Raw genomic sequence first — 15568 nt, 5'->3', positions numbered from 1 at the left:
CACCACCGACCCGGACGGCACCACCACCACCGAGAACCTCGGCGGCCTGGGCGATCTCAACAGCCGGAACAGGCTCGGTGACCTGAACGATCTGGGTGATCTGGGCGACATCAACTCCGGCATCACCACCGAGACGATCGGCGACCTGGGCGACCTCAACAGCGACCGTTCCGGCCTGCAGACCCCGACCGGCGGGAGCACCGAGCTCGACGACAGCGGCGACTTCACCACCACGTTCGCGGACGGCAGCACATCCACGTTCGACCCGGACAGCGGGTTGCTCACCACCACCGACGCGGACGGCACGACCACGACCACCGACCTCACCCACGGGGCGAAGGTGACCAACTCGGACGGCTCCAGCACCATCCTGGACAACGGCCAGTTGACTACCACCTTCCCGGACGGCAGCACCCAGGTCATCGACCCGGACACCGGAATCGCCACCGTCACCGACGCGCAGGGCAACACCGAGACGGTCGACCTGCACGACCTCAACTCGTCCGGAGGCGACGACGGTTCGAGCGTCCTCGACGGCCTCGGGGACCTCAACGGGATCGGCGGCGGCGACGGCACCACCTCCCGCGACGTGCCCCTTTCCGACCTGGGCCTCAGCGGCGGCGTGAGTACCGGGGCGTCCGGCGGCGGCCTCTCCGGGGCGGACTCCCTGTCGTCCTCGGACGGTTTCAGCGCGTCGGGAGTCGCACCCCTCTCGGACAGCACGGCCACCCCGCTCAGTCCGGCCGCCGCCGTGGCCGGCACCCCTGGCGCCCCCGGAATGCCCGGCAGCCCCGGCATGCCGATGGGCGGCGGCATGGGCGGCATGGGCGCGGGCGGCGACAAGGGCAACGGCGAGCGGGTGCGTGCCGTCCTGGTCGACGCGGCGGAGGAGAGTGAGCGCCGCAACCGCCGTCGGCGCAGTCCGTGGAACCGTCAGGAGGACAGTGACACCTTCCTGACCCCGGCCGCCCGGGTGACGACCACCGGTGGCGGCGACTCCCCCGAGGAGGAGGCGCAGCCGGGCCGCAGGTCCACCAGTTCCGCCGACTATCTGGAGGAGGACGAGGACGTGTGGGGCACCGAGGAGGGCGGCACCCCGGCCGTCATCGGGCGGTGACCAGGGTGCTGGTCCGGCGTGACCACCGGGGAGAGACGAATCCCACCCGGCCCCGGCTTCCCCAACCGAGCCCTCAACAGGCAAGATCGGCGGGGAAGTTGACGGACCTGCGGAGAGACCGACGGAGAAGGGCGGAGCGGGCGTGACGGAACCGCTGGAGAAGCGTCTGGAGAAGGCGATGGCCGAACTCCAGGCGGCCCAGGAGGCGGTCGCGCGCACCGAGCGCGAGCTGCGTCAGGCGTCGTTCGCGGTGCTCTCCTCCGATCGCGCGGTCCGCGCCAGGGTGGGCCCGCAGGGTGAGCTGACCGGGATCGAGTTCCTGGAGAACAAGTACCGCGACATGTCCCCCCAGGAGCTGGCCGCCAGCGTCCTGGAGGCGGCGAACGCGGCGCGCGTGAAGATGAACCGGCATGTGATGAAGGCGATGGCGCCCTTCGCCGAGCCCAGCAGCAATGTGCCGGAGCTGAAGGGCTTCGAGCTGGACTGGGAGCGGATCTTCGGCCCCGAGGTCCTGCGCGACGACGACGAGGACAAGGAGCGCGGCGGCCAGGCCGCCCCCGCCTGGCGGGACGCGCTCGGCGAGGACGGGGAGGACTGACGATGGGGCAGCGGTACTACGTCGACCCGCAGCGCATCGAGGCGCTGGCGGGACAGCTGGAAGAGATCGGCACCCTGGCCAGAAGCATGACCGAGGAGTTCCTCGACGAACTGGCTCCGACGGTCAGATGGCCCGGTACGGAGGGCGAGTTCGCCGAGAAGGCCAAGCCGCAGGAGCAGAAGGAGCGGCAGACCACCAAGGACACCATGATGTCCATCCGTGACGCGCTGGTGGGGATCACCGACGCCACGGTCAGCCAGGTCCGGCTGATGAAGAACACCCGTGACGCCAACATCGAGGACATCGAGCAGAACAACAGGGAGATCGACACCCATGGGCTCGACGGCGGCCCGGGCGGGCATGGCCGCCGCTGACCTCCGCGCCGTCGGCCGCTCCCGCACCATGCCGGGAGCGGCCGCTCCGTCCTGCCCGAGCGGCCTGCGGGGCGGCCCTCGATGAGCATGATGCCATCGCCCGAGGTCAACGCGATGATCTTCATCCTCACCGGGGAGAAGCTCATCGACGCGGACGAGGACCTCGCCTACGAGAGCCGCCGGCCGTACTCCGGTCTGGGCCGCAAGCTCGACAGGATGTCGTCGCTGATCGAGAAGTCCATCCACGACATCGCCGAGGTCATGCCCGACGACCTCTCCAAGTCGTACGCCAAGGCGATGGGCATGCTCATCGACGACGGCGGCAAGAACTACCTGCGCGATTTCGCCGAGCAACTCGACAAGATCGCCGAAGGCCGGCGCAAGACCTCCATGGACATCATGGAGTCCAAGTGGCAGGTCATCGCCGAGGTCATCCGGCTGCTCATCGAGATCGCCATCTACCTGGCGATGTCCTTCTTCACCGGTGGCGCCTCGGCCAGCCAGATCATGATGGCCAAGCTGCGCAGCCGGTTCGTGATCCTCACCACCCTCAGCCACCTGCTCCAGCGGCTGCACATCGCGCCCTCGCTGACCGAGGCGTTCGCCGAGGCGTTCACCACCTTCGCGGTGCGGCTGGCGATGATGAACTTCGCCCCCAACGACCGCCGTCCCGACGGCTTCGACTGGAACGACATCCTCAAGTCGGCCGCGTTCGGTGCCGCCGCAGGCTTCCTCACCAGCATTTTCAACGACTTCGCGAAGAACATCGTCAAGAGCTACGACAACAACTTCCTCAAGAACGGCCCGGACCTCGACTTCAAGAACAACCCCAACCTCAAGAACCCCCCGAACCTCGACTTCAAGAACAACGGCCCGAACCCCAAGCCGAACCCCGACCCCACCCCGAACCCCCGCGACAACACCCCGAAGGACCGCCCGGAGCCCAGCCCGTACGGGAACGGCCCCAACCTCACGAACAACACGCCGACCACCTTCCGGAACGACCCGCTCTCCTTCCGGAACAACACCAACCTGTGGCGCAACAACCAGATCCTGCGCAACAACGCCGACCGGCCGGGCGCGCTGGCCGGGCACTACGGGCTCAAGGGGACGGCCGACTTCATCGCCGCCGGCTCCGGCGAGGCGCTCGCCGAAATCCTGATCAAGGGTGCCTTCGACGGCGACTGGTCCACCAGCTGGTCCACCTTCGTCGGCGCGGGCATCAGCAGCCAGGTGGAGGCCACGCTCACCGACACCGCCCTGAACAGCGGCGCCGAACTGCGCCACGCCATTGACAAGTTGCGCATGCAGCCGCCGCCCACCGTCTCGGGAGGCGACAGCGACTCCGACACGCGGGACTCCGACGGGTCCACGCGTTCTCGCGACGGCGGCGGCTCCGACCGTACCGGCGGTACCGACGGTCCCCCGCGTACGGACTCCTCGGGCGGCACCGGCTCCACGCGCAACTCGCCTCCCCGCGTCACGCAACAGGACACCGGCCAGGGGGACTTCACCGGCAGCCAGTCGCCTCCGCCCTACTCCACCGAGGCCCCGCCGCTGTACTCCCCGGGACCGCTGCCCGTGACCGCCGCCGAGAACGAACTGTGGCAGCAGGTCCACAACGGTCCCGCCGAGGCTCGCGAGCAGGCGCTGCGCGACCTCTCCGCCCTGCGCGGCTCCCAGCCGCCCGGCAGCACCGAGATCGGCGTCCGTGACAGCCTGCACAGCAACCTGTCACAGGTGCCCGAGGTCCGGGTCGTGCCCGCCGGGAACAGCCCCGCCGCGCAGGTCGACACCGACGAGATCCGCCGCGCCCTCGACAGCTTCGGCACGCCGGTCACGGTGGACTCCCCGATCACCACGGCCACGTTCGGCAACGGCTCCACGGGCAACTCCGCTCCCGGCCCCGCCGGGAACAACGCCGACCCGGTGGTGGACCTCGACACGGACGTGCAGGTCGACAACGCCAACAGCGCCGACAACACCGTCGTCACCGGCGACCGGGACGGTGTCGCGTCCGAGGCATCGCCGGACAGCTCGGTCGTGGGTTCCCCGGAGAGCACCGTCCAGAACTCTCCGGACGAGATGGTCTCGCAGGACGACCGTACGGCGCCGGTGCCGGGGCAGGGGGGCGGTCCCGTCGCCTCCCACAGCCCCACCGCCTCCGCCGCGCCGGGCACGGGCACAAGCACCGGCTCAGGCACCCGACCGGGTGGCGTACCCGCCGCCGGAGCCCCTCAGACCGCCTCCGCGGCGCAGCTCCAGGGCACGCAGGGCACCCGTGTCCCGGACGGCACGGCCCCGGCGGAGGGCTCCCGGACCACGACCGACGACGCCTCGCAGATCTCGCAGTCGCCCGAGACCGGTACTTCTTCGGAGACCTCCTCCTCGGAGACCTCCTCTCCTTCGGAGATCAGCCCGCCGCCGGCGACCACATCCTCGCCGGGGACCGTCAATGCGGGCGAGAGCACTTCGGGCTCCACCGAAAGCGACCCCACCCCGGCCCCCGACATCACCACCGCCCCGCCGAAGGTGGGCACCACCGGCTCGTACGCCGACACGGGCGACATACGCCATGTCGGCGATGCACGTGACGTCGGCGGCCTGAACGACGTGAAGGCGGGTCCTGCCCCGGCCGTGGGCCTCTCGCCCAGCCAGTCACCACCGTTGACGATCATCGTCTCGGAGGTGCCGCCGCCGGGGGAGGGGACGCCGGAAGGGGCCGAGCTGTTGGACGGGGCCGGGGTCGACCGGGCCGTCGTGCTCGGGCCGTCGGTCACGCCGGACGGAGCGGGGCGTCCGGTACGCGCCGCCGTCGAGCTGACCCGCGAGGGCCCGGGTGCCCCGGTCCGGGTCCGCCCGCTCACCGGTCCCCCGACCGCCGTGATGCCGGACGGCACTCCCGACACCTCGGACGCCGCGTTCCCCGGCGCGGACGTGCTGCTGCCGCTCGCCGACGCCCTCGGACCGGCCCCTGCCACCACATCCGGCCCCGCGACGCAGAACACCGCGACCACCGACAGCGACCCGGTCATCGCCCCGGCTACGCGCCCGAAGGTGGTCTCGGGCGCGACGTCTTTCGTGGATGGCAAGGGAGCCGGTACAGACTTCACGGCCACCAGCCTGCCCGCCGCGGCCAAGCCGGCCGCCCTGTCCCGGCCTTGGACCGACACGGCCACCGACCTGTACCTGGAGTCGGGCAACAGCGACAGCAACAGCAACGGCGACAGCAACGGCGACAGCAACAGCACCAGCAACAGCGACAGCAACAGCAACGGCGACAGCAACGGCGACAGCAACAGCACCAGCAACAGCGACAGCAACAGCAACGGCGACAGCAACGGCGACAGCAACAGCACCAGCAACAGCGACAGCAACAGCAACGGCGACAGCAACAACAACGGAGTCGGCGGACACGGCCCCGGCGGCGGTCGCGGGCCCGGCAACGGCGGCACCCCGCCCCCGACGCCGCCCACCACGTCGGACAACTCCCCGGCGACACCCCCTGTGGCGCTCCCCGTGGCGCCCCCGCCCACGGGGCGGATCGTCGTGCGGCTCGCGAACAGCGGCGCCACCGCCGACAACGAAAACGGTCCTGCACGGCCCTCGGGCGAGCCGCTCGTCACCACCCTGGACGGCCACACGGTGCCCGTCGCGCAGCTGCGGCGCTGGGTGCCGAACACGGCCGCCAAGCCTGAACCGGGGCGCGCAGTACAGACGTTGACCATCTCGCAGGGCCCGGCCGAGGACGGTACGGCGCACAGCGATGGGCGTCGTGCGCTGCTGGGCCAGGACACCTTCCGCGGCGTGCGCACCACTTCCGCTCAACCGGCCCCGGGGACCGTCGCGGACCCACCCGCCCGCCGTACCGTGTTCACCGGCCCGCCGACCGCGCTCCCCGGGTCGGGCACCGAGCGCGGCGCCGACTACTTCGCGGGGCACGGCACCTCCCGTACCGTCACTCTCGGTACCGAGGACGCGGCGCGACCCACCGTGAAGGTCAGCGGCGTACAGCTCGGCGAGGTGCTCAAGTCCTGGGCGCAGGACGGCGATCAGGACCGGCCACTGGTGCTGTTCTCCTGCGAGACCGGGCGGCAGCCGCAGGTGGCGGGCCTGCCGGTGGCACAGCACGTGGCGAACCGGACCGGGCGGCAGGTGTACGCGCCGACCACCGAGGTGGGCACCGCCCGGGACAGGGACGGCACCGTACGCGCGGTGCTCACCGAGGGCTCGGACGGGCCGGGAGGGTGGCGGCTCTTCACCCCGGAGCCCAGCGGTGTCGACCTGGACGACCTGGCGCGCGACGCCGGCCTGCACGCGGGCCCCGAACCGGCCGACGCCTTCGCCAGGGCCCGTACCCTCCAGCAGATACGCACGCTGCGCGATGCCCTCGGCCCGGATGCCGAACAGCGGCCGAAAAACAGGGAGTTGCTCGCCGGACTCGCCTTCGTGGACAACCTGCGCTGGCTCAGCCCGGACACCGCGGCCCGCTACGGCGACGGCCGGATGACCCCGGACCTGCTGCGCCGGATGGTCGTCGACCGGGGCGGCGCGAAGAGCGGCACCACCACCGATCCGGGCGCCGATCCCACGGTCGAGCAGTACACCGAATTTCTGCGCGCCGCAGCCGAGTTGCGTTCCACCGCAAGGCCCGACACCACGCTCGACGCCCTGCTGCCCCCGCCGCCGCCCGCGCTCCCGCCCACCACCCTCGTGTCGCCGAAGGACGTGCGCGGTCTCTCCTACGCGCCCTCCGCGCAGATCACCTGGTCGCTCTCCAGCACCCCGCTGCCACTGTCCGAACTGGGCCTGAGCTCCGAGGACACCGCCGAACTCGCCCGCCGCAGGCCCGACCTGGCGCCCGCGTCGAGCCGCCCGGAGAGCCGCGCCGAGGACATGACCCTCCTCAGCAAGGCCAAGCCCGGCACGGCGGACACCGTGAACGCGGACGGCCTGTCCTTCCGGCGCCTGGACACCCCGGGCGGCGGAAACTGCCTCTTCCGGGCGGCGCTCGACAGTGCGCGCAGCCAGGCCGTACCACCCGCGTGGGCCGCACGGAACGTCGCCGGCCTGCGTCGTCTGCTGAGCGACCGGATCACCGAGTCCGAACTGGGCGACGCCGTGGCCCTGGCGATCCCGGACCCGGTGTTCTCCGTGGTGGACGACCTGCGGATGCGTGCCGTCGCCGGGGCGCAGGACCCGGCCGAGCGGAGCAGGATCACCCAGCTCTGGAACCGGATCGCGCAGGATGTCGTCACCGACGGCGATGCCGGCGAATGGCAGCGGATCCTCCGGGAGAGCGACTACCCGCACCTCGCAGACGTGGCGCCCACCCCCGCCGACGCGCGGCGGCTCGGCGCCAAGGAACTCGTCGGCGCAGCGGCCGAGCTCCCGGCACTGTGGGCTTCTCCCTTCGCCGACCAGCTCCCGGAAGCACTGGCACACACCCTCGACCTCGATCTGCGACTGGTCCAGCCCGACCCGCGGTCGACGGGGAGCACCTTCGTCAACACCCTCAACCCGGGCGGCCGGGGCGGCGCCCTGCACCTGGCCTACAACGGCACCGACCACTACGACGCCCTGGTCCCGGCCTCGGCGCCGCTCACCCCCGTACCGGACCCGCACACCACCCCGGACCCGAACACGACCACCACACAGGATCCGGCCACCACTCAGGACCCGGCCACTCCTGACCCGGCCACCCCGGACCCGGACGGCTCCGACCCCTTCGGGGAGTGGCTGCGCAGCATGGGCGGGGTCACCGACCTCGACGGGCCCGACACCGAGGCCCCCGACCGGGGTGACCCGGTACCGTTGGAGACCCAGCTCGAACGGCATCGCCCGGCCCGGCTGCTGACCGGCCAGGACGCCCGGCCGCCGGGCCCGGTACCGACCACCGTCACCTTCGAGGACGGCAGCCGGCTGCCCACGATTCTGATCCATCCTGACGCCGACCCGGGTGACGGCACCCCGGCCGGTCGGCCGGACGGCACCCCGCGCGGTCGCCCCACCGGACTCTTCACCGGCCCCGGCAAGACGACCCTGCGCTCGCCCGAGCAGGTGGCCGAGGAGATCCTGAGCAAGCTGCCGAAGAACCTGCGCACCCAGTTCGACGAGGCGGAGCTGCTGCGCCTGCTCACCGAGCAGCCCGGCGCCTTCACCGCCCCGCGCGGCGCGCGCTTCGTGGGCCGGGAGAAGTCCGGCGTCGGCCACGAGATGACGGTCGAGGCCATCCCGTACCACCGCTGGGAGCGCTTCGCCGACGTGAACGGCGGCACCGTCAGGCTGGACACCATGCGACGCGGCCAGGCCGGTACGGGCGGCGGGCGCAGCGTCGGCTTCGGGCGCCGGATCGCCGGAGGGCTGAGCATGGGCCCGCCGCTCAACTGGCTGCTGAAGATCGGTGTTTCGCTGGGCTGGACCCGCAGGACCGACTACGCCCAGGGCACCCAGGCGTACAACCAGTCCGAGTGGCGCGCCCACGAGGGCTCGCACCTGCACCTGGACGACGTCCACTACCGGGTGCGGGTGGACCGCGTCACCGAGGCACCGAAGACCACCGGCCCCGGCAATTCGTCCGGCCGGGGCAGTACCCCGGGCAACCATCCCCACTCGCCGCTGCCGAAACCCCATTGGCAGCGTACGCAAGTGCACTCCGCGGAGTTCGCGATGCGCGACGGGCTGAGCTGGCGGCTGCCGGACGACCTCACCGTGCCCTACAAGGGACCGCAGCGGGCACCGAAGACGCTCACCTTCCCGGACGGGGTCGAGCCGCGGATCACCGATACCACCGGGCTGCACCTGACGGATCCGCCGGAGGACCTGGCGCTGGCCATCTCCGGGGCGCGGCCGGGGAGTTCCGCGCACCGCACCCTGGTCTCGTACGTTCGTCCGGACCGGCTGCTCGCCCTGTTCGGCCGGTTCTCCGGACCGGTCACCGGGCCCGAGCTGACCCGGGGCAGCGGACAGCACCCGCTGGGGCACCTGATCGTGGAGCGCTCGGTGCCGCACCGGGCCACGCTGGTCACCGAGTCGGTCAAGGCGGAGTTGCGCGACCTCACCCAGACCACCTACCAGAACGAGCGTGGCCACGTCCGTGACACCCGCCTGGGCATCCAGGTCACCGCCGGGCCGAACCACACCCTCGTCGGCGCGGAGACCGACGTGCGCCTCCAGGGCGGCCCGTTGGTCCGCGCGGACCTCAGCGCCGGGCGCGGCCACTACCTCGGCGTCGACGCGGCCCGGAAGACCACCGGCCGGGTACGCAACCACCCGATCGCCCTGTACCGGGTGGAGCGCACCCTGATGGTGCGCAAGCCCGGCGAACCGCCGTCGGCCGCCCGCCCGGTCCGGGTGGTCAGCCTGGACTGGATCTCAACCCAGGACGCCCGACGCCTCGCGGGCTGGGACAGCCGCACGCCCGGCCAGGCGGGCCCCAACCCGGACGCCGAGCCGCCGGTGCCGTGGTACCTCACCCGAGAGGACCCGGTCCACCTGAGCGGTCAGGTCCGCGCCGAGGGCTTCCGCCCCGTCCGCCCGCAGACCCAGGTGCAGTCGCAGCCCCCGGTGCAGACACAGGTCCAGGTACAGCCGCAGCCCCTGGGACAGACCCGGCCCCAGACCGAATCTCAGGTACAGACCCAGCCCCAGACTCAGCCCCAGACTCAGAGCCAGCCGCAGGGGCAAAGCCAGAGTCAGCAGCAGCCGCCGGCTCAGCAGCCGGCTCAGCAGCCCGTCCCGCAGGACCCCATGCGGGCCTTCGCGGAAGCCGTCCTGGACACGCTGCACCGCTCCTACCCGTCGCTGTTCGTCCCGCCGATGATGCTGCGGCACCCGCGGCTCGCCAAGTTCTGGTACGGCGACGGGCGGATGCGGACCGCGCTGCACAACGACCGCCAGGTGCGCGAGGCGCTGAACCGGCCCAGCCTGGCGCAGAGCCTGGACGACCTGACCACCACCGGGGTGCCGGTCACCCTCACCGAGGACGGCAAGGTGCGCCGCGGCCACCACACGCTCATCCTCCGGGCACGCCTCACCGACCGGCAGTTCGAGACCACCATGAGCGAGCGCTCGCTGCGCAACGCGGTGATCGGCACCGAGGTCTCGGGCCAGGGGCAGCAGGCGTCCCTCACCCTCTCCGGAGGTGTCGAGCTGGGCGTCTCGCCCCGCGACCACAACAAGGTGCCCGGCGTCGGGCTGCCCCGTCAGGCCGGCAACGTGACAGTCGGGGTCCGCCACGCCAAGACCGACCAGAAGGCCACCAGGAACACGGTCGCGGTGGCCCACGACCAGCTGACGTTCCAGACCGGCGCCGACCTCTACAGCTACCAGGTGGAGCTCGGTGCCTCCTTCGAGGGCCACCGCCGCCCGCGCGGCTGGGCCCGGCTCGCCTCGGTCGGCCTGCTCGGCGCGGGCGTCTTCGTCAGCAAGGTCGAGGAACGGCCACTGTTCACCCGGGGCAACGAGACCGTGGGCCGGGTGGAGCTGGCCGTGCCCGCCGCGCACGGCTCCGACCACCACGCCCCCGCCGACCCGCCGCCCACCGGGCCGGCACCGGCGACCGCGACCGTACCGCAGCAGCTCTCCTCCACCGAGGCGGACCAACTCCTCGACGGCACCCGCCCGCTGCCCAGGACGGACTCGCCCGACCGGCAGCTCACCAAGAAACTCCTGAGCGTTCCGCACGTGGTGCTGAGCGCCGAGGGCGGCCCGCAGCGCCAGCAGCTCATGCAGGACACCGCCGACCGTGCCTCGGGCACCTCCTGGCACGTCAGCGCACCCGGCGCCCCGGTGCGCACCGCGCTGCGCCGGGCGATGGCCAACCTCAGCGTGGCCGGCCAACTCGGCCAGTATCTGGGCCCGTTCGGTTCCCGCGTCGCCGGACTCAACGGCGCCGGACCGTTCCGTACCCATTACCTCAAGGCGGCGGTCCGCGGCGAACTGGGCAACTTCCGGGTCAAGAGCGACCCGAAGCCGGCCAGCCTCGAGGCCACCATCGGCAACGAGCACCGCGTCGCCGGCAGCACGAGCACCGTCTCCCGTACCACCGTCGGCCTCCAGGGTGCCGACATGCCGCTGCAGCAGGCCCCGGGCCGGCCGGCGGTGGTCGGCTCCTACTCGACCGCCCTGCAGTACGCCTGGGGCAAGGGCCGCAGCGTCTCGCAGACCCTCACCCGGGGACGCAACACCACCCTCACCTTCGCCGGGCGCATGTACCTGGTGGTCGCCGACGCCGCCGAGACCGTCGCGGTACGGGACCGCTGGACGGCCGCGATGGGCACGGTGGGCACCCGCGCCGGCGCCCGTATCAGCTCCGCGGCCGGTCGGCTCTCCGAGCGCCTCGGCGACAGTCTCGCCCCGCGCCGGGCCGCCGCCGCGCTCCACCGCATCCGTGACGCGGTGATGTTCCACCTCCCGATGCAGGACGTCATCGAGGCCGGGCTCGCCCCGGACGGCCTGGGCATCACCACCCCGCACAACCTCGGCGGCGGCTACCGGGTGCCTCCCTACCTGCGCAACCGCCGCTTCCCCACCCACCCCAGCGGCCAACTCGACGCCGGCCCTGCGGCACAGCAGCTGACGGGGCAGCTGGAGAAGATCGGGGTGCCCTCGCACGACCGGGAGCAGGTCCTCCAGCGGCTCTCCCCGGACTTCCTCCGCGGCCACCTGCACGAGCTGACGACCGACGGGATGAACCTGCCGGTCCGCTACCGCGCCTGGTCCAGCCCGCACCACCTGCCGGTCGGCGGCAGCCCCGGACAGGTCCAGTTCAAGCTGACTCCGGTCACCACCACCGTGGACAGGCTGCGTACCGGCTACGAGCTGGAGGACTACCGCACCATCGCCCGCGACGACGCCGACGGCACCTCCCAGGACCGCGGCGCCGACGTGACGCTCAGCGCCGGTCAGCGCGCGGCGGAGGGCGGCATTCTCGTCGCCAACCCCTCGCTCCAGGGCACCGCGGCCAAGCAGCGGTCGAGCGCCCTGACCCGGACCGCCGGCACCACCGCGATGCCGAACATCGCCACCACCCAGGCGCACGCCGAGATCGTCACCAGCTATGTCCTGACCGTCACCATGACGGACGCGACCGGTGATCCGCTCACCCCGGGCGTCAACACCCCGGTCGGAAGCCTCAATGAGATCCTCCCGGCGAACCTGCTGACCCCGGACGGCGACGGCGCCGACGGCGCGCTCACCGAGCAGGACGTGCCGGAACCCGAACGCGCGGTGAAGATGCTGACCGCCGCCCAGGCCCGCCCGGAGGGCATCGCCGCCTGGCGCACCTCCGCCGCCGGGGACGGCACCGGTGGCGCCGACCCGGACGTCCTGCCCTTCGACGACCGGATCGGCTCCGGCATCCTCGCCGTGGACATCCGCGGCGCCGCCAACGTGCAGGACGCCCTGACCCTCGCCACCGCGCGCGCCGACGGCCTCGGCGACGGCGACCTCGGCAAACGGCACGCAGGCAAGGTCCTCGACTCACGCGTGCGCATGGCCCGCCGGACCCCGCTCACCGGCCTCGGTACCGCCGCCGCCCAGGCCCAGCAGGAGGCCACCGCGCAGGGCGGTCTGACCGCCGGTTTCCGCGAGGCGCTCGGCGCGAACGGCTCACCGCTGCCGGCGCAGGCCTCCGCGCGCCTCTTCGGGCAGTACCACACCGCGGACTCCCGCCTCTACGCGAAGATGCACCGCCGCGGCGCCCGCCTGCTCGCTGTGGAGAACAAGCCGCGCATGGAGGCCATGCAACGGGCGAAGACCTCCGACGCGCTGGAGGCCGGCATCACCGACAACGTCGAGGGCGCCGTGGGCACCGCGCCGATGGCGGGCAACAGCAACGCGGGTGTGACCAACCCGGGCGCCACGGTCCCGATCGGTGGCTCGAACGACGGCACCGTGCTCAAGGGCACCGCGGACACCACCCTCGGCACCCACCTCAAGGTCGTCACGGACCGGAGCATGCTCTTCGCGCTGCCGGTCAGCTGGCTGTCCGTGGCCGAGGCGGACCACCGCATCACCGACAGCCGCCCGCTGCACGCGCTCGGCAAGGCCAAGCGCGGGCCGCGCGCCGCCGAGGCCGAGACCACCGCCCTGGTCTGGCTGCGCGAGGACATCGCCCGCGACTACGGCCTCCTGGACGACACCACGTTCCCCGACGAGGTCCTCGCGGCCTGGGACGACCTGTCCAAGGCGGCAGGCGACCTCGCCGCGGCCGAGAAGCGCTACTACGACGCACGGGCGCGGGCCCGGGAGACGTGGCTCGACCTGAGCCCGGCGGAACAGGCCGCGCTCGGCGACGACAACTCCGGTCCGCCGACCGACCTGCCGCAGGACATGGTCTGGTCGCCGGCCGTCGTCGCCTGGCAGGCCGCCCGCCAGGAGGTCCACCGGTGGGAGCAGCACACCGACGCCGCCGCCCGGGACCACCACCGGCTGCACCTGGCCGCCTCCCGCCTCACCGCGCACCACCAGGGCTCGGCCTCCGTCCCGGTGCCGGACCGGCCGCAGGAGTACGCCGAGCCGGGCTGGCGCTCCGAGGCACCCGAGCCGTACGTCGTCACCGACGGGACGGACTCCGCCCCACGCACCCTCACCTCGCCGGACGGCGCCACGGTGCGCGAGGTGCACGACATGCCGCACGACGGCGCCTCGTTCTTCCACGCGCTGCTCGCTGCCGCCGAGGCCCGAGGCCGCCTGCCCCACCTGCTCGGCACCGACCTCGTCGACCGGTTCACGGGCGCCTCCGGCGACCCGGCGGTCACCGCGGAGGCCATCGGCGCCGCCCGCGACCGCCTCGCCTGGGAGCTGGGCGAGGACGGCAACGAGGACCTGCTCGACGCCCTCGCCCTGGACGCCGAGGACACCTTCACACAGGACGAACTCGATGCTGCGGGTGTGCAGTTGACCCCGGCGCAGCAGAGCGAGTTCGATGCCTTCGGCCGACTCCCGCAGACCTACTGGCCGACCCCCGCGCAGCGGGTGGCGCTGGCCACCGCGGCCCTGTCCCGCCCGTTCGCGAGCGAGCCGCTGCAGGACGGCGGCACGGAGCGCCCGGACGGCGAACCGGCCCGGCCCGAGCGCCGGGCCGGGGATCACGGCGGAGCCGACCTGCTGCCCGCCCTCGCCGCCCGCGTCCTGGGCACCCCGCTCACCGTGGTGACCGGTGAGGGCCGCGACCAGCTCTTCCTCCCGCACGGCACCGATCCGGCCGCCGTCGACCCGGCCACCGATCCGGTCCTCTTCATCGCTGACGGCTTCTTCCACGCCGCGCTTCCGCCCGGGACCTCGCCGCCGGTCGCCACCCCGTTGCCGACCCCGGCGACGGTGACGACCGGTACGACCGCGGCCACTGCGACGACCGCGACAGGTACCGGTGCGAACACCGGGACATCGGCCGTGGGGACCTCGGGTACCGACACCACGACGAGCCCCGGGCCGGAGCAGCGGTCCGCGCAGCCGCCCGCGCACCGCAGCCACGCCACCCCCCCCTGGCTGCCGCCCGCCGACAGCAGCGGCCCGCGCTACCGCCTCGACCGCGACGGCGTCCTCACCGCACCCGACGGCGCCACCTACACCCAGGTCGCCCCCACCGGCCGCGGCAACGGCTTTTTCGGCGCGCTCTCCACGGCCTTGCGACAGGCAGCGGAGCAGCCCGGACTGGACCGCCAGGAGGCGGCACGGCTGCGCATGCGCGCCGGGGCGCCGCCCGCCCAGCTGATGCGTCTGAACGGTCTGCCCGCCGACTCGGCGGAACGCGACGCGCTCTTCACACCCCCACCCCTGCGGACGCATCCCGGCGAGCCCGCGCCGAGCCAGGACGCCCGCGAGGGGCATCTGCGCCGCCACCTCGCCGAGGCCCCGTGGGGTCCCGGGGCCGACCGTGCGGTGGCCCGGTGGGCCGCCGCCGCGACCGGAACCACCGTCACCCTGATCGAGGAGAACGGAACCGCCCACACCTACCCCGGCCCGTCCGGCGACAGCGGTCCGCACCTTCGGCTCCGCCGCCGGGGCGGGGACATCGTCCCCTTGAGCCTGCACACGCCTGCACCCACGCCGAAGACTCCCGCGCCCGAGGACACGGAGTCGAAGGCACCGGAACCGAAAGGCTTCAAGGCGCCGGAGCAGAAGGGCCCGGAGCAGAAGGCCCCGGTGCTGGAGGGTTCCGAGGTGAAGGGGCCCGAGCTGAAGGGGTCCGAGGCACAGGTCACGACGTCCGTCGACACTGCTGCGCCGGTCCCGCCCGTGCCGGATCCGGCCTCGCAGGACCCGGTCTCGCAGAACCCGACCCTGCAGGACCCGACCCCGCAGGACGCGCTCCTCCAGGACCCGGCCACCCTTCCGCTGCCCCCGTCACCGACGAGCAGCGACCTCCCGGGCCTCCTGGAGGAGGAGGAGGCGTACGAGCTGAGCACGCTGTCCGGCACCGACGCGGCCTCCGACACACCCACGGACGCGGACACGGCCCCCGTCGCACCGGAG

The 15568-nt window shown here is 72.9% G+C and carries 2 protein-coding genes and 2 pseudogenes; all 4 read left to right on the top strand.

Annotation, left to right across the window (positions count from 1 at the left end; translation table 11 throughout):
• Positions 1 to 1117: pseudogene (locus HW130_RS34620) on the top strand (hypothetical protein); the annotation flags it as partial.
• Positions 1118 to 1259: 142 nt separating this feature from the next.
• Positions 1260 to 1715, top strand: a complete 456-nt coding sequence (locus HW130_RS34615; protein ID WP_177153735.1) for a YbaB/EbfC family nucleoid-associated protein — start codon at positions 1260 to 1262, stop codon at positions 1713 to 1715.
• Between the two features lie 2 nt (positions 1716 to 1717).
• On the top strand, positions 1718 to 2089 hold the full coding sequence (locus tag HW130_RS34610; RefSeq protein WP_108153179.1) for a hypothetical protein: 372 nt from the start codon (positions 1718 to 1720) through the stop codon (positions 2087 to 2089).
• A gap of 81 nt (positions 2090 to 2170) precedes the next feature.
• Positions 2171 to 15568, top strand: a pseudogene (locus HW130_RS36515) (hypothetical protein); the annotation flags it as partial.

It is taken from the genome of Streptomyces sp. PKU-EA00015 (assembly GCF_013387495.1).
Taxonomy (GTDB): Bacteria; Actinomycetota; Actinomycetes; order Streptomycetales; family Streptomycetaceae; genus Streptomyces.
Note: the sequence above shows the minus strand (reverse complement) of the source record. Positions and strands in the feature narration are given on the sequence as shown.